Genomic DNA, 25567 nt, shown 5'->3' on the forward strand with positions numbered 1-25567 from the left:
GGCAACGGATTACGAGCAAGGGCGGTCAAGCGGTCAAGCGGTCAAGCAGAATCCGGATTTTTTTCCGGCCGACCCGTCGACCGGCCGGGAAAGACAATTCCAGAGACGTACACCGACGGCCACCAATTCCAGTCGTTGATCAGGTTAAGCAACTGTTTCCTAAGTGAATCCAAGGCAATTCCCGGGACGGTGCGCCGATTCCCCGGGGCAGGGGGCGCCCCGGGGAATTCGGAATTCCGGCCGGGTCAGCCGGTACCGGCCGCCCGGCGGGCCGACAGCCGCAGCATGACGGGGCCGGCGAGTCCGGCCGCACCGCCGGCGATCAGCACGCCGAGCAGCACCCAGCGGATGAGCCCGAGCACCTCCGCCGGCGTCACCCCGCCCGACCGCGCCACGTTCTGCTTCGCCGGGTCGGTCTCCGTCGGCGCGGCGGCGGGGGAGGCGTCCGCCGTGCCCGCGCCGGAGGTGCCGCCCGAGTCCGTACCGGCCGATCCGCCGCCGGTCACACCACCGGTGCCGGTGCCCGTGCCGCCGTCGCCGCCGGTCCCGGAGCCGCCGGCGCCGCCGCCGCTCGCCGCGCCGTCCGGCCCGCCCGTGCCGGAGGCCGGCTCGTCCGTGTCCGCCACGCCCTTGACCAGCTGGTCGGCGGCCTCGACCGCCTGCCGGCGCAGGGCCGTCGGCAGTGGGGCGTACCCGGCGGGCAGCTCGCCGCTGGCGGTGCCCTGGGTCTGACCGTCACCGGCCGCGTACCGGATCACCCTGGCGTATTCCTGCCGGGCGTCCGCGGCCTGGTCCAGCGGGGCCGCCGCGTACACCACCGCGGTCAGCGGGTAGGCGCCGTCCGTCATCCTGGCGGGGTCGGACGTCCTGACGCCGGCCACCTGGGAGTCGGGCATCCTGGCGACCGCCTTGAGCAGGGACGCCTCGGTCGGCTGCACGAAGTCCCCGTCGGCGTTGGGCAGGGCGGCGGTGTTCAGCTGGTACCGGGCGGCGGAGGCCAGGTCCACGATGCCGTACTGCCGCAGGTCCACCGGGGTCGGCCGCTCGGTCTTGGTCCAGCTCGTCTGGTTGACGGTGACGGTGCACTCGTAGACGCTGCCGAGGGTGCCCCGGCGGACCTTGACCGCCGCCTCGTGCAGGTCGAGGGCGTAGGGGACCACCTCGGCCCCGGTGCGGTTCATCGTCAGTCCGGTGCCGGCCGGGCTGCAGGGGACCGCGGTGGGCGTGAGGTCCGTCATGGGGAAGTAGTCCAGGCCCTCGGTGATCACCCCGGTCTTGGTGTACTCCGGATTGATCTTCATGCCCCAGGGGTCCTCCTTCCCGTCCAGGAATTTCTTCGCGTCGGGGTCGGCCATGATGTACTTCCACATCATGCGGGCCGAGTCGGTATTCTCGGACGTGATGAGCAGACCGATCGGCGCATGGAAGTCCTGCCCCGCGAAATCCGGGTTGAGCTTTTTGAATTCGGGGTCCGCGGCGATGTATTTCGGATTGTCGCCGAGATATTCGGGGACCGGTTCCTGTCCTGAGACCAGGCTGCTTCCGTAGGACTGGGTGAGCGCCTTGGCCAGCAGTCTCTGGTTGAGTCTGACGGCCTTCAGCGGCTGGTAGTCGAAGGCGGACTTCTCGTACATCCAGACGAAGCCGATCGTCACGCCGCTGACCGCGACGGGCGCGTGCACCACGGGTGATGCCCCCTCGGCCGGCTGGACCGGGTCGACCGTCATGGTCAGGCCCGCCGACGAGGCGCCCGGTGACATGAGGCCCTCCCGGGCGGCCGGCTCACCGGACTGGGTGTAGGTGTACCGGTGGCTGCCGCTCTTGCAGAGCGCGGCCTGCCAGGACGTCACGGCGTCGGTGGCCAGTTCGGAGCCCGAGATCACCCGCTCCGGCTTGTCCGGGTCGCAGTTCTCCGCGATCGGCTCGAAGTCGAGGCGGAAGGCGATCCGCTGGTCCCAGTTGGTCTTGCTGAGCGCCGACGTCATGACCGTCCGGGCGGGGTCGGCGGTGCCGTCCGCCTCGTGCTCGCCCCGGGGCACCACGACCAGCCAGCAGGGCTGGATCTCGCCGCTCGACGTGGTGCGCGCGCCGCAGCCGAGGTACTCCGCCTCCGAGGCGGACTTCAGCTCGAAGACCGTCTCGCCGCCGCCGTTGCCGTCATTGGGCAGGTAGGAGAGGGAGTTGGTGTCCTCGGGGCCGAAGTAGGTGGTGTCGTCCGGCGAGGTGGTGGTGTCCCCGGACACCGGCCGGAAGGGAACGTAGGGGCGCTTGTACGGGTCCAGGACGGTGTCGTCGGTGTCCGCCTCCCCGGGGTCGGAGGACGGGTAGACCAGCCGGGAGGTCCCCGGCGGCATCCTGGCCTCGCTGCCGAACTCGCACTGCGTACGCTCCGGCCCCTTCTCCGGGTCGTCGCCCCAGCACTGCATGATCTGCATGAAGTTGGCCTTGACGGCGGTCTTCGGGGCGGCCTTGCCGCCCGTCCAGGACACCTTGACGCCCTGCCAGCGCAGCCCCTCCGTCTGGTGCACCGTGACCTCGAGGTCCGAGAAGTCGTCGTACTTCCCCTTCGGCCCGCTCTTGGTCACCGCGGAGGACGTCGCGGCGCCGTCCGTCGCGGCCCGCGCCCGGTCCGCCCCGTCGGGCAGCGGCACCAGGGCGATGACGACCGCGGCGAGCAGACTGCCGACGCCCAGCCTCACCCGGCGGCGGCCGTCGGCGGCCCCCGGTGCGCAGCCGCGTACACGTACTCTCATCGGCCCTCTCCTCTGCGGCGGGTGCGTGCCGCGAGGGCACGTGCGGTGAGCGGCGGCCCGACGACCACCGCGACGAGCAGGACCGCCGACAGCGCCATCAGCGCGCCGCGCATCCCGAAGGCGTCGGCGGAGGCGAGGCTCACGGGGTTGGCGACGACGGAGCTGTCCCCGGTGCCGGCGCCGTCGCCGATCACCTCGCCGGTGTCCGGGTCGATCACGCCGCCGGAGGAGGAGCCGTCGGCGGCGGCGCTCTCCTCGGCGTCCGGCGTGCCGTCACCGTCCGCGTCGGCGCCGGAGCCGTCGCCGGAGCCGGAGCCGGAGCCCGAGCCGCCGGAGCCCGAGCCGCCGCCGTCACCGGAGCCCGAGCCGCCGCCGGAACCGTCGCCGCCCTGCGCGCCCGGCTTCACCGGGGTGTCCGTGCCGGCCGCGCCCGCGGTGCCGTCGGTGCACTGCGTCGCGCCCTTCTTGTCGCAGCTCTTGGGGTGCGGCGCGTTCTGGATCAGGGTGTTGGTGCCGCCCGAGAAGGTCGGGTTGCGGCACTCGTTGATGTCGATGGAGCCGGTGGGCGCCCCCGGCACCCTGCGGATCTGGTCGAAGCCCGCCTGGACCAGGTTCTTCGGCAGCGGCGAGTAGCCGAGGTCCTCCGCCTGCTGCTGTCCGTCGCACAGGAAGTAGCGGCTGAAGGTGCCCAGCGAGTTGCCCTTGGCCTTGGTGAAGCCGGCCTCCACGGCGGTGGGCAGGATCATGTAGCTGTAGCTCGACAGCGGGTAGGTGCGGTCGTCGGCGTTGTCGTAGACGCCGTCGAGGATCTGGGTCAGGTAGTTGACCGACTTCTTGTTGTTGTTGATCTGCGCCTTGGTCAGGGCGACGGCCACGCTGGCGGCGGTCGGCTCGACGTAGTAGTCGGCCTTGTTGAGGATCTTCGCCACCGGGAAGCCGGTGTTCTTGGCGTAGGAGTACTCGACGTAGGTGATGGCACCCTCGCCGGACGCCTGGCGGACGTGGCCGGAGACGCCCAGCGAACCGGACTTGGAGACCATCGCGGAGCCGCTGAGCAGCGGGTAGTTGGAGGTCATGCCGCAGTTGCCGCTGCCGCGCCCGGTGCGGGAGCAGTAGGTGGACCAGATGGAGCCGTGCTCCTTGGACATCCAGGTGGTGAACTGCGCGCTGGTACCGGAGCCGTCGGAGCGGACCACCGGGACGATGGCCCGGGCCGGCAGGGTCAGGCCCGGGTTGTCGGCGCGGATCGCCGGGTCGTTCCAGCGGGTGATGGCGCCGGTGAAGATCTTGGCGACGGTGGCCCCGGACAGCCGCAGGTTGGTGACCATCTTGCCGTTGATCTTGAGGTTGTACATGAAGGCCGTACCGCCGGCCACGATCGGCATGTAGGCGTAGCCGCGCCCCGGCGGCTGGTCGGTGACGCCCTGCTCCTTGAGCCCGTAGGGGATCTCGGAGACGGCGAAGTCGACGGTGTTGTTCTTGAACTGCTCGCGGCCCTGCGAGGAGCCGTTGGCGGTGAAGTTCACCGTCATGCCGTAGTTGGCCTTGACGTTGCGGATCCACTGCTGGACGGCGTTGGAGGACCAGGTCGAGCCGGAGCCGGTGATCTTGGCGTAGGAGGCCGCGGCGGCGGGCGGGGTGTGCACGGCCAGCAACGCGCACAGCAGTGACAGCACGGTCGCCGCCAGACGGAAGCGGGTGGCGGGTTTCACGAGGATCTCCCCTTACGGGTACGACGGGTACGGGTGCCGGCGGACCCGGAGGCGCCGGGTGCGGAGGCGCCGGCCACGGGGGCGCCGGGTACGGCCCGCCCCGCCCGCTCGGCGTAGCGGCGCGCGTCACGCCGGGACGCGGTGACCCGGCGGTGCTCCTGGCGGCGGGTGAGCTGCCCCGGCCCGCGCCCGCCGAGGACGCGCGCGGCGACGAACAGCAGCAGCACCATCACCATCAGCAGGGACGCGGTGCCGAAGCCGCGCGAGACCATGGTCGGTTCGGGCGACTTGACGAACTCGAAGGTGGCCAGGGGCAGGGAGACCATCGGCCCGGACAGCGGGTCGAGGTTCATCTCCGAGGTGAAACCGGCGGTCAGCAGCACCGGGGAGGTCTCGCCGATGCCGCGCGCGGTGCCCAGGATCACCGAGGTGGTCAGGCCCGAGCGGCAGGTCGGCAGGACCACGTGCCAGGCGGTGCGCCAGCGCGAGGTGCCCATGGCGTACGCCGCCTCCCGCAGCGTGCCCGGCACCAGCCGGATGACCACGTCGGCGGCGCGGATGATGATCGGCAGCATCATCACCGACAGCGCGAGGGAGGCGGCGAGGCCGGACTGGTCCATGCCGATGCCCAGGATCACGGTCGCGTAGACGAACAGGCCGGCGACGATCGACGGCAGCGCGGTCATCGCCTCGACGATGGTGCGCACGAACCGGGCGAAGGTCCCCGGCACCTCGTTGAGGAAGACCGCGCACACCAGCCCGAGCGGCACCGTGATGACCAGCGCGAGGACGATCATGATGAGGGTGCCGGCCGCGGCGTGCAGGGCGCCGCCGACGCTGAGCGGCTCCAGGGGACCGGCCAGTTCCATGTCCTGGGTGAAGAAGTTCAGGTGCACCAGCGCCTTGCGGCCCTCGACCAGGGCGTACACCACCACGACCGCGAGGATCGCGACCATCAGCAGGCCCATCGACCGCACCACGGCCGCCGCGATCCGGTCCACGACCGCCGGTCCGCTCTCGTCGAAGGAGACGAGCAGCGCGTACAGCAGCAGGAAGAAGCCGTACGCCATGACCACGAACCCGACCACGCCGTCGAACGGCAGCAGCCAGCGGAACAGCAGCCAGGTCAGCGACAGCGCGGCGGCCAGGGCGCCGAGCACGGCGTACACGTCGGTGTCGCGCAGCGAGCCGAGGGTGCGGCGCCGCTCGCCGCCCGGGTCGGTGGTGCGCCGCGGGCCGGGCAGTGTCGTACGCGGTGGTCGCGGCGCCCGACGCGCACCGGGCGCTTCAGGGGCAACGGTCATGGTCGCTCTTTCCTGTAAGTGCGGGGAGTGCGGGCGGGCTCAGGCGTCGCTGCTGGCGCCCGAGCGGGAGCGGGCGACGATCGAGGAGGCGGCGAAGTTGACGATCAGCGTCATCACGAACAGGGCGAAACCGGCCGCCATCAGGGCGGACATGCCGAAGCCGCCGGCCTCGCCGTAGCGCAGCGCGATCAGCGAGGAGACCGAGCTGCTGCCGGACTGGAGGACGTGCCACTGGATGTCGAAGGTCAGCGAGATGATCATGAAGACGGCGATGGTCTCGCCGAGCGCGCGGCCCAGGCCCAGCATGGTGCCGCCGATCATGCCGCCCTTGCCGAACGGCAGGACGACCGAGCGGATCATGCCCCAGCGGGTGGCGCCGAGCGCGTAGGCGCCCTCCCGTTCACCGGCCGGGGCCTGGGAGAAGACCTCCCGCATGATCGAGCAGACGATCGGCGCGATCATCATGCCGACGACCAGTCCGGCGATGAAGGTGGAGGAGGTGTAGAGGCTCTCCGGGGCCAGCGGGTCGTCCGGGTCGGCGCCGGTGACGTCGAAGACCGGGATCCAGCCGACGTACGTGGAGATCCAGCGGGCGGTCGGCAGCACCTTGTCCTGGAGGAAGAAGACGCCCCACAGGCCGTACACCACCGACGGCACGGCGGCCATCAGGTCGACCACGCTGATCAGCGTCTGGCGCAGCCGCGCGGGGGCGTACTCGGAGATGTACAGGGCCGCGCCGGTGGCCAGCGGCACGGCCACGCAGACCGCGACGGCCGCGATCAGGACCGTGCCGACGAGCACCGCCGCGATGCCGAACCGGCCGGCGTCCGGCGCCCATTCGGCGGTGGTCAGGAACGACCAGCCGGCCCGGTCCAGGGCCAGCCAGGCGCGGTACAGCAGGAATCCGCCGACCAGCAGCATGACGGTCAGCACCAGGCCGCCGCCGGAGCGCAGCAGCAGCCGGAACAGCCGGTCGGGCAGGCCGGGATCGGCGTACAGCCGTCTCGGTACGTCGGCCCCTGCCTCGGGGGCGGGGCCGACCGTCGCGAGCCGCGGTTGTCTGGTTCTTCTCAGCGAACGCACGTTCCCGACGCTCCGGGCCCCCGGTGGCCACGCCCGGCCCGAAGGGTGAACCAGAGGTGCCTTGGGGGCAACATCGGTCCCGCGTGTCCGGTCAGGCATCACCCCATAACTCGGGCCCCGAGTAACGGAGTTGAGGCAGCGTGACCCGGAACCGCTCGTACGACGTACGGCACGTGGCGTGCCGTTCGTAGGTCCGCGCCGAACCGGCCACATGGCGTCCGGACCGGTCCCAGACGGCCCACACCCAGCCGCCCTCGGTACTGTGCTGCACCCCTCCGCCGACTTCGGCGTACCGCTCGCACAGCCGCTCGAAGGCGGCGCGACACCGGTCGTGGGTGTCGTGCGAGGTGAGCGACACCGCGACGGGCCGCCCGTTGGGCGCCACCAGGCGCCAGCCGAATCCGCCCGCGCCGTCGATGTCGATGAGACATCTCATGCCCGCTGCCGGGACGGCGGGTCTCGCCGTCTCCTCTGACCGCTCCAACTTCCCCACCCCCGTCGCCCGAGAACGAGAAAATGTGCAGGTAAGGAGCTACGGGCGACAGAAGCAATCTAGTGAGACGGCGGTGACGGCAGACAGACCAATCCGGTCACCGGGGCCACGCTTCATATCGAAGTATCCCCTAGGCAACCCGTAGGCAATGCAAAGGGAAACCGTCCGCCCGGCTCCTCACCCGATGCCCAGCAGTACGGCCAGCAGCACCGCCCCGGCCGCCGCCGGTGCCAGGATCTCGTAGGCCCAGCGCACGGTCACCTCGCCCTGCGCGGTGTCGGCCTGCTGCCGCGCCGCCAGGAGGGAGCGCAGTTCGTCCATCACCTTGTCGGTCTCCGCCCGCACCGGTCCGTCCGCGACCCCGGCGGCGGCCGTCCGCTGTCCGGTGAGCCCGAAGCCGCCGCGCCCGGCCGCCGGCCGCCCGTCCCCGGCGGTCCGCCGCGCCTCCCGCCGGGCCGCCTTCTTGCGGGCGCGCAGCGAGACGGGCACGGCCCACAACTGGTACTTGGTGCCGGAGTCGGCGACGACCTCGTTGGAGTAACCGGAGCGCAGCGAGGCGACGCGCCCCCAGGGCAGCACGACGACGCGCAGCGGGTTGCGCACCCGCAGCCGGTCCTCGCCCGCGAAGACGGCCGGGCGCAGGGTGTAGGCGACCACCAGCGGCACCACCAGCAGCATCGCGGCCAGCGCCAGCCACGGGGTGCGGCCCTCGCCCGCGATCACCGCGTCGAGGCCCAGCCACAGGACGACGGCGAGCAGCAGCACCCCGCCGGCGATGCCCGCGGGCGAGCGGTGGATCCGGTCCTTGGTTTCGGGCACCGGGGGCTGCGGTGCGGGTGAGGGGTGCTCCGGGGTCGTCATGTGCCGATTGTGCCCGACGCGCCCCGGGCGGATCGGTCCCGGGCCGGGGGCTGTACAGCCGCTACGCGCGTAGATATGCTCGGCTGGTGACCATGCCCACCACTGCACCCGCACCCGGACTCGCCGGCGTCACCGCGTCCGACGGCACGCTCCGCCGCTTCCTGCACGGACTGCCCGGCGTCGACGCGGTCGGCCTGGAGGCCCGCGCCGCCGCGCTCGGCACCCGTTCGATCAAGACGACCGCGAAGGCGTACGCCCTCGACCTCGCCATCTCGATGGTCGACCTGACGACGCTGGAGGGCGCGGACACCCCCGGCAAGGTCCGGGCGCTCGGCGCCAAGGCCGTCCGCCCCGACCCCACCGACCGCGCCACCCCGTCGACCGCCGCCGTCTGCGTCTACCCGGACATGGTGCCGGCCGCCAAGGAGGCCGTGGCCGGCTCCGGCGTCAAGGTCGCCTCGGTCGCCACCGCGTTCCCGGCCGGCCGCGCCTCCCTCGCCGTCAAGCTGGCCGACGTGCGCGAGGCGGTGGCGGCGGGCGCCGACGAGGTCGACATGGTCATCGACCGGGGCGCGTTCCTCGCGGGGAACTACCTCAAGGTGTACGAGGAGATCACGGCCGTGAAGGAGGCGTGCGGCACGGACGCCCGCCTCAAGGTCATCTTCGAGACCGGCGAGCTGTCGACGTACGACAACATCCGCCGCGCGAGCTGGCTCGGCATGCTGGCGGGCGCCGACTTCATCAAGACGTCGACCGGCAAGGTCGCCGTCAACGCCACGCCCGCCAACACCCTGCTGATGCTGGAGGCGGTACGCGACTTCCGGGCCGCCACCGGCGTCCAGGTCGGCGTGAAGCCGGCCGGCGGCATCCGGACGGCCAAGGACGCGGTGAAGTTCCTGGTCCTGGTCAACGAGACGGCCGGTGCGGACTGGCTGGACAACCACTGGTTCCGCTTCGGCGCCTCCTCCCTCCTGAACGACCTGCTGATGCAGCGTCAGAAGCTGGCCACGGGCCGCTACTCCGGTCCCGACTACGTGACGGTGGACTGATCACCATGGCACCTGTTTTCGAGTACGCGCCCGCGCCGGAGTCCCGCGCGGTCGTCGACATCGCGCCGTCCTACGGCCTGTTCATCGACGGGGAGTTCACCGAGGCGGCCGGCGGCAAGGTCTTCAAGACCGTCTCCCCCGCCACCGAGGAAGTCCTCTCCGAGGTCGCCGAGGCCGGCGAGGACGACGTCGACCGGGCGGTCAAGGCCGCCCGCAAGGCGTTCGAGAAGTGGTCGGCGCTGCCCGGCTCCGAGCGCGCGAAGTACCTCTTCCGCATCGCCCGCGTCATCCAGGAGCGCAGCCGCGAGCTGGCCGTCCTGGAGACGCTGGACAACGGCAAGCCGATCAGGGAGACCCGCGACGCCGACCTCCCCCTGGTCGCCGCGCACTTCTTCTACTACGCCGGCTGGGCCGACAAGCTGGAGCACGCGGGCTTCGGCCCGGACCCGCGCCCGCTGGGCGTCGCGGGCCAGGTCATCCCCTGGAACTTCCCCCTGCTGATGCTGGCCTGGAAGATCGCCCCGGCGCTGGCGACGGGCAACACGGTGGTGCTGAAGCCCGCCGAGACGACCCCGCTCTCCGCCCTGTTCTTCGCGGACGTCTGCCGCCAGGCCGGCCTGCCCCGCGGCGTGGTCAACATCGTCACCGGCGACGGCCGCACGGGCGCCGCCCTGGTCGCCCACCCCGACGTGGACAAGGTCGCCTTCACCGGCTCCACGGCCGTCGGCAAGGAGATCGCCCGCACGGTCGCCGGCACCCGCAAGAAGCTCACGCTGGAGCTGGGCGGCAAGGGCGCCAACATCGTCTTCGACGACGCCCCCGTCGACCAGGCCGTCGAGGGCATCGTCAGCGGCATCTTCTTCAACCAGGGCCAGGTCTGCTGCGCGGGCTCCCGCCTGCTCGTCCAGGAGTCGCTCCACGACGAGCTGCTGGACTCCCTCAAGCGCCGGCTCGCCACGCTCCGCCTCGGCGACCCGCTCGACAAGAACACCGACATCGGCGCGATCAACTCCGCCGAGCAGCTCGCCCGGATCACCGCGCTGGCCGACCAGGGCGAGGCGGAGGGCGCCGAGCGCTGGTCTCCGGCCTGCGAACTCCCGTCCTCCGGCTACTGGTTCGCCCCGACGCTGTTCACCGGCGTCACCCAGGCGCACACCATCGCCCGCGACGAGATCTTCGGCCCGGTCCTGTCGGTGCTGACCTTCCGTACGCCCGACGAGGCGGTCGCCAAGGCCAACAACACGCCGTACGGCCTGTCGGCGGGCATCTGGACCGAGAAGGGCTCGCGCATGCTGGCGGTGGCGAGCAGGCTCCGCGCGGGCGTCATCTGGTCCAACACGTTCAACAAGTTCGACCCGACGTCGCCCTTCGGCGGTTACAAGGAGTCGGGCTTCGGCCGCGAGGGCGGCCGTCACGGCCTGGAGGCGTACCTCGATGTCTGACCGACTGAGTGTCCTGAAGACCTACAAGCTGTACGTGGGCGGGAAGTTCCCGCGTTCCGAGAGCGGCCGGGTGTACGAGGTGACGACGCAGACATCAGCCGCTGCCGCGGCGGGCAAGGGCAAGTGGCTGGCGAACGCGCCCCTCGCCTCCCGCAAGGACGCCCGGGACGCGGTGGTGGCCGCCCGGAAGGCGTTCGGCGGCTGGTCCGGCGCGACGGCGTACAACCGGGGCCAGGTGCTGTACCGGGTCGCGGAGATGCTGGAGGGCCGCAGGGCCCAGTTCGCCCACGAGGTGGCGGACGCCGAGGGCCTGTCGAAGTCGAAGGCGGCCGAGCGGGTGGACGCGGCGATCGACCGCTGGGTCTGGTACGCGGGCTGGACCGACAAGATCGCCCAGGTGACCGGCGGCGCCAACCCGGTCGCGGGCCCGTACTTCAACCTCTCCTCCCCCGAGCCGACCGGCGTGGTCGCGGTCCTGGCCCCGCAGGAGTCCTCGCTCCTGGGCCTGGTCTCGGTCGTCGCCCCGGTGATCGCGACGGGCTGCACGGCGGTCGTGGTCGCCTCCGAGAAGTCCCCCCTCCCGGCCCTCTCCCTGGCCGAGGTCCTGGCCACCTCCGACGTCCCCGGCGGGGTCGTCAACCTCCTCTCCGGCCGTACGGCGGAGATCGCCCCGACCCTCGCCGCCCACCAGGACGTCAACGCGATCGACCTCGCGGGCGCGGACGCGGAACTGGCGACGGAACTGGAGATCGCCGCGGCGGACAACCTGAAGCGCGTCCTGCGTCCACAGCCTGTGGACGACTGGTCGGCGACCCCGGGCCCGGACCGCATGACGGCGTTCCTGGAGACGAAGACGGTGTGGCACCCGACGGGGGCCCTGGGTGTTTCCGGCTCGTCGTACTGACCCCTGCGCCCGCCCGGGAACCGCGGTGCGCCGACGTCCGGCGGACGTCGGCGCACCGCGCGGCGTGACCGCGTCGATCCGCCGCGTTGCGGGCGGTGTGACGCGCACGGCAAACCCGCCCCGCCGGGTCGGCCCGTGGCCGGTCGATGCCGCACACTGGTGTCCCGTGACCTCCCATCCGCCCATACCCACCCGAGTCGTGCTGCTCTGCGGCCCTTCCGGCTCCGGCAAGTCCCTCCTCGCCGCCCGCTCCGGCCTCCCGGTGCTGCGGCTCGACGACTTCTACAAAGAGGGCACCGACCCGACGCTGCCACTGGTGGCGGGGAGTCCGGACATCGACTGGGACCATCCCGCCTCCTGGGACGCGGACACGGCCGTCGCCGCCATCGTGGAGCTGTGCCGTACGGGCCGTACGTCCGTGCCCGTCTACGACATCGCGCTCAGCGCCCGCACCGGCGAGGGCACGGTCGACATCGGGCGGACCCCGCTGTTCATCGCGGAGGGCGTCTTCGCCGCGGAGATCGTGGCACGCTGCCGGGAACTGGGCGTGCTGGCCGACGCGCTCTGCCTGAGCCGGGGCCCGCTGACCACGTTCCGCCGCCGCTTCCTGCGGGACCTGAAGGAGGGGCGCAAGTCGGTGCCGTTCCTGCTGCGCCGCGGCTGGCGGCTGATGCGGCTGGAACGGTCGATCGTCGCCCGGCAGACGGCGCTGGGCGCCCACGCCTGCGACCGGGACGAGGCGATGGGCCGGCTGGCCGCCGCGGCGGCGGGACGGTGCGCGGGCGCGCGTACGGCGGCCTGACGGACGTGTCGCACAGGCCCCGAGGGCCACACGGCGAAACGGGACTGGACGGACCCCCCGGCCCTCCAGTCCCGCTTCTTCCCCCGTGATCCCCCGTGTCCCCCGTGCTTTCCCCCGTGTTCCCCGTTCCCCCGTGTTCCCCCGCGGGGTGTTTCCCCCGTGAGTAAGAGCCCGGCACCCTCCCCCTGATACACCCGGGCCCATACTTTTTTTCCGCCCCCTCGGGCCCCTCAGGCGACCAGTTCGCCGAAGGCGTCCTGACGGTCACGGCCGAAGCTGAGGACCTCGTCCTCGCGCAGCCGGCGCAGCGAGCGCCAGATGCTGGACTTCACCGTGCCGACGCTGATGCCGAGGATGTCGGCGATCTCCGGGTCCGTGCGGCCCTCGTAGTAGCGCAGGACCAGCATGGTGCGCTGGAGTTCGGGCAGCCGGGCCAGCGCCTGCCACAGGACCGTGCGCAGTTCGGTGCCGCGCATGGCGTCCGTGTCGCCGGCCGTCTCCGGCAGTTCCTCGGTCGGGTACTCGTTCAGCTTGCGGCGGCGCCACGCGCTGATGTGCAGGTTGGTCATGGTGCGGCGCAGGTAACCGCCGACCGCCGCCTTGTCGCTGATCCGCTCCCACGCCCGGTACGTCGAGAACAGCGCGCTCTGCAGCAGGTCCTCGGCCTCGAAGCGGTCGCCGGTCAGGTGGTAGGCGGTCGCGTACAGGGAGGCGCGGCGCTCCTGGACGTAGGCGGTGAACTCCGCCTCCGACAGCGAGCGTCGCTCCCCCGGCTCCTCCCCGTACGCCGTCCCCCCCTGGGACTCCCCCGTGGGGGCGTCGACCACCGACATGTACGTCGTCGGGTGCTGACGCCCGGCTCCGCGAGCGCACCCCCGCCCTCCCCCACGCTCGGACATGCTCGCGCGGGAGGGACCCCCGTCGGAGCCGGACTTCTCACAACCCCGGTGCCCGTTCACGTCGTGCAGACGCGTGATCACTGCGCTGGTGCTGGTGCGAGTCAGCGTGTTCATCATGCGCCCCCCGTCGTGGAGTTACCGGTGTCCGTCTTGCGGTGTCGCGGTGTTGCCCTGTGCCGAGAATCCTGCCGAGGCCACTTCATGGCCGTGTCCGCCGACTGTCACAGACCTGTCACAGCGCCCGGTCACGGCGGAACCACAGGCCCTTCACAAGGTTCGGCGGTAGAAAGGCCCGCTTCGCCACCCGCCGGTCGAACCCCGCCCCCTCCATGGGCCAGAATGAGACCCGTGCCTTCCCTGTTGCTGATCGAGGACGACGACGCCATCCGCACGGCCCTGGAGCTCTCCCTGACGCGCCAGGGCCACCGGGTGGCCACCGCGGCCAGCGGTGAAGACGGTCTGAAGCTGCTGCGCGAGCAGCGGCCGGACCTGATCGTGCTGGACGTGATGCTGCCCGGCATCGACGGTTTCGAGGTGTGCCGGCGCATCCGGCGCACCGACCAGCTGCCGATCATTCTGCTGACCGCGCGCGACGACGACATCGACGTGGTCGTCGGCCTGGAGTCGGGCGCCGACGACTACGTCGTCAAACCGGTGCAGGGGCGGGTGCTGGACGCCCGTATCCGGGCGGTGCTTCGCCGCGGGGAGCGGGAGTCCACCGACTCGGCGACCTTCGGCAGCGTGGTCATCGACCGCTCCGCGATGACCGTCACCAAGAACGGGGAGGACCTCCAGCTCACGCCGACCGAGCTGCGGCTCCTGCTCGAACTGAGCCGCCGGCCCGGCCAGGCGCTCTCCCGGCAGCAGTTGCTGCGGCTGGTGTGGGAGCACGACTACCTCGGCGACTCCCGGCTCGTGGACGCCTGTGTCCAGCGGCTGCGCGCCAAGGTCGAGGACGTGCCGTCCTCCCCGACGCTGATCCGTACCGTGCGGGGCGTGGGCTACCGGCTGGATCCGCCTCAGTGACACAGGAACACCCAGGGGGTCACCGCGGCTGGTCCGCGGCACGCAAGGGAGTCTGGTCGCGGCTGCGCTTCACCAGCCTGCGGCTCAGGCTGGTCGTCGTCTTCGGACTGGTGGCGCTCACCGCCGCCGTGTCCGCGTCCGGGATCGCGTACTGGCTGAACCGGGAGGCCGTGCTCACCCGCGCCCAGGACGCCGTGCTGGGCGACTTCGAGCAGGAGATGCGCAACCGGGCCGGGTCGCTGCCCCAGCACCCCACCGAGGACGAACTCCAGCACACCGCGGGTCAGATGGCCAACAGCAGCCAGCGTTTCGGCGTACTGCTGGTCGCCGAGGACACCGACGGCGGCACCGTGCAGGGCAGCGCGGGCGGGCCGGACGGCTTCGCCCTGTCCGACGTGCCCGAGTCGCTGCGTACGGCGGTGAACAAGAAGCAGAAGGTCACCGACGCCAACAAGTCCCCGTATCACCTGTACTGGCAGCGGATCGTCGTCGACGACACCCCGTACCTGGTGGCCGGCAGCCGGGTGGTCGGCGGCGGGCCGACCGGTTACATGCTCAAGTCGCTGGAGCCGGAGGCCAAGGACATCGACTCGCTGGCCTGGTCGCTGGGGATCGCGACCGCGCTGGCCCTGATCGGCTCCGCGCTGCTCGCGCAGGCCCTGGCGACGACCGTGCTGAAGCCCGTGCACCGGCTGGGCAGCGCCGCGCGCCGGCTCGGCGAGGGCAAGCTGGACACCCGGCTGCGGGTCTCCGGCACCGACGAACTGGCCGATCTGTCCCGGACGTTCAACAAGGCGGCCGAGTCGCTGGAGAAGCGGGTCGAGGACATGGCCGCACGGGAGGCGTCGTCCCGGCGGTTCGTCGCGGACATGAGCCATGAGCTGCGTACGCCGCTGACCGCGATCACGGCGGTCACGGAGGTGCTGGAGGACGAGCTGGAGGCGGAGTCGGGGTCCATCGACCCGATGATCGAACCCGCCGTGCGGCTGGTGGTCAGCGAGACGCGGCGGCTGAACGACCTGGTCGAGAACCTGATGGAGGTCACCCGCTTCGACGCGGGCACCGCCCGGCTGGTCCTGGACGACGTGGACGTCGCCGACCAGATCACCGCCTGCATCGACGCCCGCGCCTGGCTGGACGCCGTCGACCTGGACGCGGAGCGCGGCATCCACGCCCGCCTCGACCCGCGCCGCCTCGACGTCATCCTGGCCAACCTGATCGGCAACGCCCTCAAGCACGGCGGGTCGCCGGTGCGGGTGTCGGTGACGGCGGTGGACGACGCGGTGGTCATCGCCGTGCGCGACCACGGGCCCGGCATCCCCGAGGACGTCCTGCCGCACGTCTTCGACCGCTTCTACAAGGCGAGCGCCTCCCGGCCGCGCTCCGAGGGCAGCGGGCTCGGCCTGTCCATCGCCCTGGCCAACGCGCACATCCACGGCGGTGAGATCACCGCGGGCAACTCCCCCGACGGCGGGGCGGTGTTCACCCTGCGGCTGCCGCAGGACGCGTCGTCGCTGACGGACGCCGGCGCGGACGCCGAGGGCTCCGGGAGCAAGGGCAAGGGCACGGACGCGAAGGGACAGGGCTGATGACCGTACGCCGCCTGCTGGCGCTCCCCGTGCTCGCCGCACTGCTCACCGGATGCGGTATCCGGGCCACGGAGGTGCCGACGGACTTCGGCCCCGCGCCCTCGCGGGTGCGCTGCTCGCTCACCGAACCGGAGGCGCCGACCGGGTCCGGGCGGGACGTGGCCGTGCGGGTGTCCCTGCTGTGCGGCTCGTCGCTGGTGACGGTGGACCGCACGGTACGGGTGCCGCAGGGCTCGGCCGGGACCGCGCGCCGGGTGGCGGTGGCGAGGGGGCTGCTGAGCCAGCTCGCCGCGCCGCCCTCCGCCGCCGAGACGGAGGCCCGGTACACCACCGACGTGCCCGGCGGGATCACGGTGTCGGGGCCGCGGGACGGCGACCCGGACACCGCCCTGCGGCTGGGCACCGCGCCCGGCGACCTCACCTCGTACGCCCTCGCCCAGACCGTCTGCACCTTCGCGGAGTCGGCCGTGGCCGAGGACGACGGATCCGTGGTCCTCGGCGGACCGGACGAGCGGGCGCCGCGCCGGTACGTGTGCACGGACGAGGTCCGCACCCGGCCGGGCAGCAACGAACCGCCGTCCAGCGAGGTCACCCGGGACTGACCGTCGCGCCCGGTTCGCCCGGGTGTGGCGCATGACTCACCCGTGTGGGGGAGAGCCCGGAACCGCGCGCGCCGGGGGTCGCGTCTAGGGGGGCGTGCAGCGTCAAGGGTTCTTCGGCGGCAGCGCCGCGCTCCGCATCCGTGCGACGGGAGGCGTCCTCCTGGCCGCGCACCTCGTGGTCGTCGCCTGGCTCACGCTGCGTCCCCTGGACGTCCCCTGGGTGACGCCGCCCAACCTGCACCCTTTCGACGGCATCCGGGCCGAGGTGGCGCTGGGCTGGCCGCAGGCGGTCCGGTGCGTGGGCGGCGGGCTGGGCCTGCTGGCGCCGCTGGGCGTCCTGCTGCCGATGGTGAACGGCCGGACCGTCGTCTCGGCGCCGGCCTCCCTGCTGCGCAGCACCGCCGCGGGCGCCCTGCTGTCCCTGGGCATCGAGCTGCTGCAGACCGGGGTGCCCGGCCGGGTCGCCGACATCGACTCGCTGCTGCTGAACACCGCGGGCGTGGCCCTCGCGCACCTCGCGGTGGTCCCGGCGGGCCGGGCCTGGCTCCGCCGCAGGTCCGAGGCGGGGCGGAACGGAGACCTCCTCCAGGAGGAGCCGTCTCAGGGTCGTACCCCGACGATTCCCAGGGTCGGGATCGCCCCGTAGAGCGACGCTTCGCCCCTGTTCGTCCCCGTAGCGTGGAGGGCAGATGAGGCGACCGACGGGGGCGCCTCGGACCGACGCTCACGAAGGAGCCGCCATGTCCCGCCTTGCCCGCCCCACCGACGGCCGCATGATCGGCGGAGTCTGTGCCGCGCTGGCGCGGCGCTTCGGCACCTCCGCGACGACGATGCGCGTCGTCTTCCTGGCCTCGTGCCTGCTGCCCGGCCCGCAGTTCCTGCTCTACCTGGCGCTGTGGATACTCCTCCCGTCGGAGGAGAAGGCGGCCCGCACGGCCTGGTGACGACGGCCGACGGCCGCGCCCGGATCTCCCTCCGCATCCCTTTTCCCTCTGGTTCCCTCCCTCTGGATCTCCCTCTGGAAAGCCGACGGGGCGCACCCGGCAGTACCGGGTGCGCCCCGTCGGCGCGTCGTGACGGGCGCGGCTCAGCCGAGCGACAGGCCCTTGACCGGCAGGCCGCCGATCAGCCGGGTGACCGGGGCGACCGGACCCTTGGTGAGCGTGTCGGCGACCGACTGCGCGGCGGCCGGACGTGCGTCGGCGCCGGGGGTGGTCCCCTTCGCGTCGGCCCCCTTGGCGCCGGGCGCGGCCTGGGCGCCGGACGCCTGGGCGCCGGGCGCGGCCTGGGTGAGGCGCTCGGTGGCGGGGAGCGTACGGACGACGCCGTCGACCGTCGGGCCGAGTTCCGGGACGACCGGGGCCGCGTTGGCCGCGCCCGCGCCGGCGGCGGCGAAAGCGGCACCGAGGGCGGCGGCACCGAGGGTCTTGGCAGCAGACTGCTTCATGAAATGCGTCCTCGAAATGGGAGGTCGGGGATCTGAGCGGTCCTCGACCGTAAACACGCACCGTCGCCCGCCGCAAACATCGAAATGCGAACGGATTGTGAAAGCCGGTCCGCGCACACGGCCCCCATTCCTCTCCACCCACCCCTCACCCCCCACGGAACCGCAGGTAGAAGCGTCCTACCGGAACAGCCATTCGGACTTCAGCTCCGCATAACCGGGCTTGATCACGTCATTGATCATGGCCAGTCGTTCATCGAAAGGAATGAACGCTGATTTCATCGCATTGACAGAGAACCACTGCATGTCGTCGAGCGTGTAACCGAACGCTTCGACAAGGCGCTCGAATTCTCCGCTCATACTGGTGTGGGACATCAGACGATTGTCCGTGTTGACCGTGGCGCGAAATCCCAGCCGCCGCAGCAGCCCGATCGGGTGCTCGGCGTACGAGGCCGCCGCCCCGGTCTGGAGGTTGGAGGAGGGGCACAGCTCCAGCGGGACGCGCTTGTCCCGGACGTAGGAGGCGAGCCGCCCCAGCTTCACCGTGCCGTCCCCGGCCACCTGGATGTCGTCGATGATCCGCACCCCGTGCCCGAGCCGGTCCGCGCCGCACCACTGCAGCGCCTGCCAGATGGACGGCAGCCCGAACGCCTCGCCGGCGTGGATGGTGAAGTGGTTGTTCTCGCGCTTGAGGTACTCGAAGGCGTCGAGGTGCCGGGTGGGCGGGTAGCCGGCCTCGGCGCCGGCGATGTCGAAGCCGACGACGCCGAGGTCCCGGAAGCGGTTGGCGAGTTCGGCGATCTCCAGGGAGCGGGCGGCGTGCCGCATGGCGGTGAGCAGGGCGCCGACGCGGATGCGGTGGCCGGCCTCGCGGGCCCGCCGCTCCCCTTCCCGGAAGCCCTCGTCGACCGCCTCGACGACCTCTTCGAGGCTCAGCCCGCCCTCCAGGTGCTGTTCGGGGGCGTAGCGCACCTCGGCGTAGACGACGCCGTCCTCGGCGAGGTCCTCGGCGCACTCGGCGGCCACCCGGACCAGGGCGTCGCGGGTCTGCATCACGCCGACGGTGTGCGAGAAGGTCTCCAGGTACCGCTCCAGGGAGCCGGAGTCGGCGGCCCGGCGGAACCAGCGGCCCAGCGTGTCGGGGTCGGTCTCGGGCAGCCCGGAGTAGCCGGTCTCGCGGGCGAGTTCGACGACGGTGCCGGGGCGCAGCCCGCCGTCGAGGTGGTCGTGCAGCAGAACCTTCGGCGCCCGGCGGATCTGCTCCGGCGTCGGGGACTTCGCGGTGGTCTGGCTCGTCATCTCAGCACTGTAGCTCCTACGCGCGTAGATCGCGGGGCGGACGGCGACATCGCGGGAAAGAACCAGGTGACCGACGCACCGGCCGATACGTAACAGTGACCGCGCGTACGGATGGCGGACACCCGCTCTTCTGACACTGTTTTGTCATGGCACAACAAGCGACGCCGGTGCGCGAGGCCCGGCTGGGGCGGGCGCTGGGTCCGCAGACGGCGGCGGTGAGCGGAGTGGTCGTCCTGCTCCCGGCGGGCGACGAGGTCTCCAGCCGCAGACCGTCCCCCCTGCTGGCGAACGCCTCCGTCCGCGCGCTGGGGCGCCGGCTGACCCGGGCCGGCCGCGACGAGGGGCTGGCGGCCCACGTCGTGCACTACCGCTACCGGGGCTGGAACGGCAGCGAGGCGCACCTCGCCCGGGACGCCGCCTGGGCCGCCGACGAGGCGGTACGGCTCTACGGCGACGTCCCCGTCTGCCTGGTCGGGGTCGGCATGGGCGGGCGGGCGGCGCTGCGCGCGGGCGGCCACGAGGCCGTCAACTCGGTGCTGGCGATCGCCCCCTGGCTGCCGGACGAGGATGTCGCGGCGCCGCCCGAACCGGTGAAACAGCTCACCGGGCGGCGGGTGCTGATCGTGCACGGCACGGACGACGGGCGGTGCGATCCGGAGCTGTCGTTCCGGCTGGCGGCGCGGGCGAAGAAGGCCAACCGGGACGTGTGCCGGTTCGAAGTGCACAGCGAGGGACACGGGTTGCGGCACTACCGCGACGAAGTGGCGGCGCTGACCGAGGACTTCACCCTGGGTGCGCTGTTCGGCCGGCCGTTCTCCCGGCCGGTGGCGGACGCGCTGGCGGCCCCGCCGCCGCTCGGGCTGCGGATGCCGCTGGCCGTGGGGTTCGGGAAGACGCTGCGGTAGCGCCTTCAGGCAGGGTCTTCAGGGCGGGGCCTTCAGGGCAGGCATCCAGGGCAGGGCCTTAAGGGCAGGGCCTTCAGGGCAGGGCCTCCAGGGCAGGGCCTCCAGGGCGGGGCCTTCAGGGCAGGCATCCAGGGCAGGGCCTTCAGGGCAGCAGCCGGCCCCGCTTCGACAGCAGGAACTCCTTGAACGCGGCCACCGGCGGTGTGTCCGCCCGCCCCGCCAGCCACGCCACGCCGATCTCCCGGGCCGCGCGGGGCGCGGTGACCGTCAGCTCGACCACCCCCGGGCGGGGCACGGCCGGCGGCGGCAGCAGGGCGACGCCCAGGCCCGCCGCGACCAGCCCCCGCAGGGTCTCCGCCTCCTCCCCCTCGAAGGCCACCTTGGGCCGGAAACCGGCCTCCGCGCAGACCGCGTCCGTGATGCGCCGCAGCCCGTAGCCGGGCTCCAGGGTCACGAAGGGCTCGTCGGCGGCCTCCGCGAGCCGCACCCGGCGGCGGGCGGCGAGCCGGTGGTCGGCGGGGACGACCAGGCGCAGTCGCTGCTCGTCCAGGCGGCGCGCGACGAGGTCGGGGGCGTCGGGCACCGGGGAGGTCAGGCACAGGTCCAGTTCCCCGGCGCGCAGCCGCTCCAGCATGGCCTCGCCGTAGTTCTGGACCAGGCTGAAGCGGACCCTGGGGTGGTCGGCGCGGAAGGCGTGGATCAGGCCGGGCACGGTCTCGGCGCCCATCGTGTGCAGGAACCCGAAGGCGACCTTGCCGGTGGTGCGGTCGGCGTCGGCGCGGACCTCGTCGGCGGCCCGCTCGATCTCGGCGAGGGCGCGTTCGACGGAGGCGAGGAAGGTGTGCCCGGCCGGGGTGAGGGAGAGGGCACGGCCATGGCGGGCGAACAGGTCGACGCCGAGGTCCTGTTCGAGGCGGACGACCGCCCGGGAGAGCGTCGACTGCGGGACGTTCATCTCCTGGGCGGCGCGGGTGACGTGCTCGGTGCGGGCCACGCCGGCGAAGTGCGCGAGACGCGGCGCGAGCAGCGCGACGATGTCTTCTGTGTCACTGTCCCGTGACAGCCGCCCCTGTGAGCTTCGCTGATGCGCCATGGGAACGATTATGGACGTTCCATGCATTGGACGGATGAGTAAGGGGCTTCGTACGGTCATCACATGACTCCCGCCGATACCGGGGCGTCCACCACCGTGGGCGCCGCTGCCTCCGTCCCCGATCTCCCCGACACGCGTGTGGCCCCGGGCGGCCCCGGCTACCGCCGGATGAGTTTCGCCCTGTTCCTCGCGGGCGTGGCCACCTTCGCGCTCCTCTACTCCACCCAGGCCCTGCTGCCGCTGATCTCCGGTGACCTGGGGGTGACGGCGGGCGACGCGAGCTGGACGGTGGCCGCCGCGACCGGCGGCCTGGCGCTGTTCGTCATCCCGATGAGCGCCCTGTCGGAACGGTTCGGACGGCGTACGGTCATGACGGCGTCGCTCGCGGTCGCGGTGACCGTCGCGCTGCTGGTCCCCTTCGCCCCCTCGCTGCCGGCGCTGGTCGCGCTGCGCGCGGTGCAGGGCGCGGCGCTGGCCGGACTGCCGGCCTCCGCGACGGCGTATCTCGCCGAGGAGGTCACGCCGAAGGCGCTGGTCACGGCGATCGGCCTGTTCGTGGCGGGCAACAGCGTCGGCGGCATGAGCGGCCGGGTGATCACCGGCTGGGTCGCGCAGGAGTGGGGCTGGCGGGTGGCCGTCGGCGTGGTCGGCGTCGTCGCCGTGGTCTGCGCGGTGGCGTTCCGGATGCTGCTGCCGAGGCCGAAGCACTTCCGCCCGGGTTCCCTGCGCCCCAGGGTCCTCGCCGGGACCCTCCGCGATCACCTCGCCGACCCCCTGCTGCGCCGCCTGTACGCGATCGGCGCGCTGTTCATGACGGTCTTCGGCGGCGTCTACACGGTGATCGGCTACCGCCTGACGGAGGCGCCGTTCTCCCTCCCCCAGGGCATCGTCGGCTCGATCTTCCTGGTGTACCTGGTCGGCACCGTCTCGGCGTCCACGTCGGGCCGGCTGGTGGGCCGGCTGGGCCGGCGCGGCGCCCTGTACCTGGCGGGCGGCACGACGGCGGCCGGTCTGCTGCTGTCGCTGGCGGACTCCCTGCCCCTGGTGCTGCTGGGCCTGGTCCTGATCACGGCGGGCTTCTTCGCGGGCCACTCGGTGGCGTCCTCGGCGGTCAGCCGTACGGCGACGCACGGCCGGGCGCAGGCGTCGGCCCTGTACCAGTCGGCGTACTACATCGGCTCCAGCGCCGGCTCCACGGTGGGCGCGGTGGCCTTCCACTCCGGGGGCTGGGCCGGCACGGTCGGGGTCGGGCTGCTGGCGGTGCTGGGGGTCGTGACGGTCACCCTGCTCGGCACCCGGGCGGCCCGCGGACAGACCGCGAAGCTCCCCGCCGCGGCCTGATCAGGACCGCTGTGACCTGCTGATTCCCTGGCTGCACGGGCCAATGTCGGTCCACTCCTGTAGCTTCCGAAGTGCGAGGCGCGAAGACGCGCCCGGCAGGACGGCCACAGGGGTGGGTGGACGATGACCAACGGCACGGTGACGCCGGAGCTGGAATCCGCGCTGGAGAAACACCGGGTCGAGCTGACCGGGTACTGCTACCGGATGCTCGGCTCCTCCTTCGAGGCGGAGGACGCGGTCCAGGACACCCTGGTCCGCGCCTGGCGGAGCTACGACAAGTTCGAGGGCCGGTCCAGTCTGCGCTCCTGGCTCTACCGCATCGCGACCAACGTCTGCCTGGACATGCTGACCGCGGGCAACAAGCGGGCCCGCCCGGTCGACCTGACCGAGGCGACCCCGCTGGCCCAGGCGGCCCTGACGCCCCGCCCGGACAACACCTGGCTGGAGCCGATGCCGGACGCCCGGATGCTGCCCACGACCGACGACCCGGCGGAGGCCGCGGTGGCCAAGGAGTCGGTGCGGCTGGCCTTCATGGCCGCCTTGCAACAGCTTCCGCCCAAGCAGCGGGCGGTGCTCATCCTGCGCGAGGTGCTGGCCTGGCGGGCGAGCGAGGTGGCCGAGCTGCTCGGCACCACGGTGGCGTCGGTGAACAGCGCCCTCCAGCGGGCCCGCGCGACGCTGGCGGAGCGGTCGGACCTGGAGGCGGCGGGCGCGGTCTCGGACCCGCTGGACGAGGAGCAGCAGAAGCTCCTGGAGCGGTACGTGGCCGCCTTCGAGGGCTACGACATGACGGCGCTCACCGCGCTGCTGCACGAGGACGCGGTGATGACGATGCCGCCGTTCGACCTGTGGCTGGCCGGCCCGGCCGACATCACGGGCTTCATGACCACCATCGGCGCGTCCTGCGCCGGCTCCCGTCTGGTGCCGGTCCAGGCCAACGGCCTGCCGGCCTTCGCGCACTACAAGCCGGACCCGGAGGCAGGCGGCTTCTCGCCCTGGGCGGTCCAGGTGCTGGAGATCTCAGACGGCCGCATCACCGGGTTCCACTGCTTCCTCGACACCAAGCGGTGGTTCCCGCTGTTCGGTCTCCCCCTCCACCTCGAAGCGGAGGCCGACCAGGCCGATTAGGGCACGCAGGGCCGGATCGGGATTCCGCAGCCGGATCCGGCCCCCGCACCGCAGCGCGGTCAGCTGCATCCGGGCCAGCACGTCGACCGCGGCGAGCCCCGGCGGCCCCACCCCGGCGGCGTCACAGACGACCACCCCGGCCCCGGTGGCGTCCAGCAGCGCGCGCACCTCGGCACAGAGCCGGGGCAGGGTCTCCCTGGACAGGGGCCCCGGCAGCACGAGTACGGCAGGTGTCACGGCATCCACGTCCCGGTAGACCGGGAGGCGGCGCGGAACTCATCGGTGGCGGCGGGGCCGCGTCGCCCCCGGTCACATCTCGGCGATGTGTTCGGCCTTCCTGCCCACGGAGTCGAGCACGTCCAGCCACTTCTCTTGCTGCCGCGCCCGCTCCGCCCGGTCCGCCGGAACCAGTCGCTCGGCGGTCCGCACGGCACAGGCGTCCGGGTCGCCGAAAGCGGTCCGCGGGTGCTCCCCCGTTTCCTCGCAGCGCGCCGTGACCTCCTTGACCCCCTGGAGCACGACGGCCCGGTCGACGCCCGGCTGCATGGCCAGCCGCACCTGGAACCGCGCCAGCCACCGCTCGCGGTCCTTCTCCTCCGCCGTCGCCTTGTCCTTCTTCGCCATGTGCTCTCCCGGGTGATCGGCAGCCGTCCGTCGCGGAGTCAGACGCCGGGGCGTCGGCACGGGTTCCGGAAGCGGGGAATCCGGATGGGCCGCAGGGGTGCCGCCAGGGTCACATTGACCTGCGCATGCTCTACAGCGGAAGGTTTGCTGTATGCCGCACGCATCCCCTCCCCGCAGGTCGCCCGCTGCCGTTCGCGCCGCTCAGGGGGTGCCATGCAAGGGGTGCTGACCGGGTTCGCGGTGATCGCGGTCGTGATCGGGGTCGGGTATCTGCTGGGCCGGGGCGGGTACCTGGGCGACCAGGGCCGCGAGGTGCTGACCAAGCTCGCCTTCCACGTGGCCTCACCGGCGCTGCTGTTCACGACCTGCGCGCAGGCCGACCTCTCGGTGGTCTTCTCCAGCCGGCTGCTGGTGACGGCGCTCAGCACGGTCGCGGTGGCCGGCGTCTTCATCGCGGTCGGCGCGGTACGCCGCTGGGGCACCGGCCGGATCACGATCGGCGCCCTGTGCTCGGGATACGTCAACTCGGGCAACCTCGGCATCCCGATCGCCGTGTACGTCCTGGGCGACGCCTCCCTCGTCGCGCCGGTGCTGCTGTTCCAGCTGATCGTGGTCGCGCCGATCGGCCTGACGATCCTGGACCTGGCCGGTACGGAGCGGTCCGGCTCACCGTGGTCCCGGCTGCTCACCCCCCTGCGCAACCCCATCGCGGTCGGGTCGCTGACCGGGGTGGCGGTGGCGGCGCTCGGCCTCCACGTCCCCGCGCCCGTCATGGACCCCCTGACCCTGATCGGCAACATGTCCGTCCCGGCGGTCCTGATGGCGTTCGGCATATCCCTGCGCGGCAGCGCGATGCCCTTCCGGGGCCCGGACCGGGCCCCGGTGCTGCTGGCGGTGGCCCTGAAGGCGGCCGGCCAGCCGACGGTCGCCTGGGCCCTGGCGGCGGGCGTCTTCGGACTGCGGGGCGCCCAACTGCTGGACGTCGTGGTGACCTCCGCCCTGCCGACCGCGCAGAACATGTACACGTACGCCTCGGCCTACCGGGTGGGCGAACGGCTGGCCCGCGACGTGGTGCTGGTGTCGACGGTGGTGGCGGTGCCGGTGCTGGTGCTGATCGCGACGGTGCTGGGGTGACGCCTGTCAGTCGACGGGGAAGTCACCGGTGATGCGGTCACCCTCGATTTCCCGCACAGGGCCATGCCAGCATGCCGAAC

General features: G+C 72.4%; 25 protein-coding genes. 13 read left to right on the plus strand and 12 right to left on the minus strand.

Going from position 1 to position 25567, the window contains the following annotated elements:
* Positions 1 to 245 precede the first annotated feature (245 nt).
* The 6 genes from ACIQR3_RS02100 to ACIQR3_RS02125 form a co-directional block, all read right to left on the minus strand.
* On the minus strand, positions 246 to 2753 hold the full coding sequence (locus ACIQR3_RS02100) for a hypothetical protein (RefSeq protein ID WP_403532878.1): 2508 nt from the start codon (positions 2751 to 2753) through the stop codon (positions 246 to 248).
* Positions 2750 to 4465 (minus strand): phosphate ABC transporter substrate-binding protein PstS, encoded by a 1716-nt coding sequence (pstS, locus tag ACIQR3_RS02105; protein ID WP_403532880.1) that lies wholly within the window; start codon positions 4463 to 4465, stop codon positions 2750 to 2752. The genes ACIQR3_RS02100 and pstS overlap by 4 nt, the downstream gene beginning before the upstream one ends.
* Positions 4462 to 5769, minus strand: a complete 1308-nt coding sequence (gene pstA / locus ACIQR3_RS02110) for a phosphate ABC transporter permease PstA (protein ID WP_403532881.1) — start codon at positions 5767 to 5769, stop codon at positions 4462 to 4464. The genes pstS and pstA overlap by 4 nt, the downstream gene beginning before the upstream one ends.
* 39 nt (positions 5770 to 5808) lie before the next feature.
* Complete coding sequence (gene pstC, locus ACIQR3_RS02115; RefSeq protein ID WP_403532883.1) at positions 5809 to 6852, minus strand: phosphate ABC transporter permease subunit PstC; 1044 nt, start codon at positions 6850 to 6852, stop codon at positions 5809 to 5811.
* 91 nt (positions 6853 to 6943) lie between these two features.
* Positions 6944 to 7288 carry a hypothetical protein gene (locus ACIQR3_RS02120; protein WP_403532885.1) on the minus strand — a complete coding sequence of 115 codons (345 nt, stop codon included), beginning with the start codon at positions 7286 to 7288 and terminating at the stop codon, positions 6944 to 6946.
* A gap of 234 nt (positions 7289 to 7522) precedes the next feature.
* The gene (locus tag ACIQR3_RS02125) at positions 7523 to 8206 is read right to left on the minus strand and encodes a PH domain-containing protein (RefSeq protein ID WP_403532887.1); all 684 of its coding nucleotides are present in this window, start codon (positions 8204 to 8206) and stop codon (positions 7523 to 7525) included.
* A gap of 92 nt (positions 8207 to 8298) precedes the next feature.
* Between ACIQR3_RS02125 and deoC the strand changes: the two genes are divergently transcribed.
* The 4 genes from deoC (at position 8299) to ACIQR3_RS02145 (ending at position 12403) form a co-directional block, all read left to right on the plus strand.
* Complete coding sequence (gene deoC, locus ACIQR3_RS02130; protein ID WP_403532889.1) at positions 8299 to 9255, plus strand: deoxyribose-phosphate aldolase; 957 nt, start codon at positions 8299 to 8301, stop codon at positions 9253 to 9255.
* A gap of 5 nt (positions 9256 to 9260) precedes the next feature.
* Positions 9261 to 10697 (plus strand): aldehyde dehydrogenase family protein, encoded by a 1437-nt coding sequence (locus ACIQR3_RS02135; protein ID WP_403532891.1) that lies wholly within the window; start codon positions 9261 to 9263, stop codon positions 10695 to 10697.
* Complete coding sequence (locus tag ACIQR3_RS02140; RefSeq protein WP_403532893.1) at positions 10690 to 11601, plus strand: aldehyde dehydrogenase family protein; 912 nt, start codon at positions 10690 to 10692, stop codon at positions 11599 to 11601. The genes ACIQR3_RS02135 and ACIQR3_RS02140 overlap by 8 nt, the downstream gene beginning before the upstream one ends.
* A gap of 166 nt (positions 11602 to 11767) precedes the next feature.
* Positions 11768 to 12403: a uridine kinase gene (locus ACIQR3_RS02145; protein WP_403532895.1), complete on the plus strand. Its 636-nt coding sequence runs from the start codon at positions 11768 to 11770 to the stop codon at positions 12401 to 12403.
* Between the two features lie 230 nt (positions 12404 to 12633).
* On the opposite strand, the gene ACIQR3_RS02150 is transcribed toward ACIQR3_RS02145, so the two are convergent.
* On the minus strand, positions 12634 to 13416 hold the full coding sequence (locus ACIQR3_RS02150) for a SigE family RNA polymerase sigma factor (protein WP_403532897.1): 783 nt from the start codon (positions 13414 to 13416) through the stop codon (positions 12634 to 12636).
* A 234-nt stretch (positions 13417 to 13650) separates the two neighbouring features.
* Here ACIQR3_RS02150 and afsQ1 point away from each other — a divergent pair, with 234 nt between their 5' ends.
* From afsQ1 to ACIQR3_RS02175, 5 genes are all read left to right on the plus strand, one after another.
* On the plus strand, positions 13651 to 14328 hold the full coding sequence (gene afsQ1 / locus ACIQR3_RS02155) for a two-component system response regulator AfsQ1 (RefSeq protein ID WP_403532899.1): 678 nt from the start codon (positions 13651 to 13653) through the stop codon (positions 14326 to 14328).
* The gene (locus ACIQR3_RS02160; RefSeq protein WP_403532901.1) at positions 14325 to 15917 is read left to right on the plus strand and encodes an ATP-binding protein; all 1593 of its coding nucleotides are present in this window, start codon (positions 14325 to 14327) and stop codon (positions 15915 to 15917) included. Before afsQ1 ends, ACIQR3_RS02160 begins: the two co-directional genes overlap by 4 nt.
* A complete protein-coding gene (locus tag ACIQR3_RS02165; RefSeq protein ID WP_403532904.1) occupies positions 15917 to 16519 on the plus strand; it encodes a hypothetical protein in 603 nt (200 codons plus the stop codon). The genes ACIQR3_RS02160 and ACIQR3_RS02165 overlap by 1 nt, the downstream gene beginning before the upstream one ends.
* 94 nt (positions 16520 to 16613) lie before the next feature.
* Positions 16614 to 17165, plus strand: a complete 552-nt coding sequence (locus ACIQR3_RS02170; protein WP_403532907.1) for a VanZ family protein — start codon at positions 16614 to 16616, stop codon at positions 17163 to 17165.
* A 94-nt stretch (positions 17166 to 17259) separates the two neighbouring features.
* On the plus strand, positions 17260 to 17463 hold the full coding sequence (locus ACIQR3_RS02175; protein WP_403532910.1) for a PspC domain-containing protein: 204 nt from the start codon (positions 17260 to 17262) through the stop codon (positions 17461 to 17463).
* Between the two features lie 143 nt (positions 17464 to 17606).
* Here the strand turns inward: ACIQR3_RS02175 and ACIQR3_RS02180 are convergent, their stop codons facing one another.
* Both ACIQR3_RS02180 and ACIQR3_RS02185 read right to left on the minus strand, forming a co-directional pair.
* Complete coding sequence (locus tag ACIQR3_RS02180) at positions 17607 to 17966, minus strand: ATP-binding protein (RefSeq protein ID WP_403532913.1); 360 nt, start codon at positions 17964 to 17966, stop codon at positions 17607 to 17609.
* A gap of 177 nt (positions 17967 to 18143) precedes the next feature.
* Entirely contained in the window at positions 18144 to 19262 is a 1119-nt protein-coding gene (locus ACIQR3_RS02185; RefSeq protein ID WP_403532915.1) for an adenosine deaminase, read from the minus strand.
* Positions 19263 to 19408: 146 nt separating this feature from the next.
* On the opposite strand from ACIQR3_RS02185, the gene ACIQR3_RS02190 reads away from it, so the two are divergent.
* Complete coding sequence (locus ACIQR3_RS02190) at positions 19409 to 20167, plus strand: alpha/beta hydrolase family protein (protein WP_403532917.1); 759 nt, start codon at positions 19409 to 19411, stop codon at positions 20165 to 20167.
* 142 nt (positions 20168 to 20309) lie between these two features.
* Here the strand turns inward: ACIQR3_RS02190 and ACIQR3_RS02195 are convergent, their stop codons facing one another.
* Positions 20310 to 21260 (minus strand): LysR substrate-binding domain-containing protein, encoded by a 951-nt coding sequence (locus tag ACIQR3_RS02195; RefSeq protein WP_403532920.1) that lies wholly within the window; start codon positions 21258 to 21260, stop codon positions 20310 to 20312.
* Positions 21261 to 21323: 63 nt separating this feature from the next.
* On the opposite strand from ACIQR3_RS02195, the gene ACIQR3_RS02200 reads away from it, so the two are divergent.
* Both ACIQR3_RS02200 and ACIQR3_RS02205 read left to right on the plus strand, forming a co-directional pair.
* The gene (locus tag ACIQR3_RS02200; protein ID WP_403532923.1) at positions 21324 to 22601 is read left to right on the plus strand and encodes an MFS transporter; all 1278 of its coding nucleotides are present in this window, start codon (positions 21324 to 21326) and stop codon (positions 22599 to 22601) included.
* 123 nt (positions 22602 to 22724) lie between these two features.
* A complete protein-coding gene (locus ACIQR3_RS02205) occupies positions 22725 to 23729 on the plus strand; it encodes a sigma-70 family RNA polymerase sigma factor (protein WP_403532926.1) in 1005 nt (334 codons plus the stop codon).
* On the opposite strand, the gene ACIQR3_RS02210 is transcribed toward ACIQR3_RS02205, so the two are convergent.
* Both ACIQR3_RS02210 and ACIQR3_RS02215 read right to left on the minus strand, forming a co-directional pair.
* Entirely contained in the window at positions 23622 to 23975 is a 354-nt protein-coding gene (locus ACIQR3_RS02210; RefSeq protein ID WP_403532929.1) for an STAS domain-containing protein, read from the minus strand. The genes ACIQR3_RS02205 and ACIQR3_RS02210 overlap by 108 nt on opposite strands.
* A 63-nt stretch (positions 23976 to 24038) precedes the next feature.
* Positions 24039 to 24353 carry a hypothetical protein gene (locus ACIQR3_RS02215; protein WP_403532931.1) on the minus strand — a complete coding sequence of 105 codons (315 nt, stop codon included), beginning with the start codon at positions 24351 to 24353 and terminating at the stop codon, positions 24039 to 24041.
* Positions 24354 to 24566: 213 nt separating this feature from the next.
* Here ACIQR3_RS02215 and ACIQR3_RS02220 point away from each other — a divergent pair, with 213 nt between their 5' ends.
* On the plus strand, positions 24567 to 25487 hold the full coding sequence (locus ACIQR3_RS02220) for an AEC family transporter (protein ID WP_403532934.1): 921 nt from the start codon (positions 24567 to 24569) through the stop codon (positions 25485 to 25487).
* Positions 25488 to 25567 lie beyond the last annotated feature (80 nt).

It is taken from the genome of Streptomyces sp. NPDC090994, assembly GCF_044768905.1.
Classification (GTDB): Bacteria; Actinomycetota; Actinomycetes; order Streptomycetales; family Streptomycetaceae; genus Streptomyces.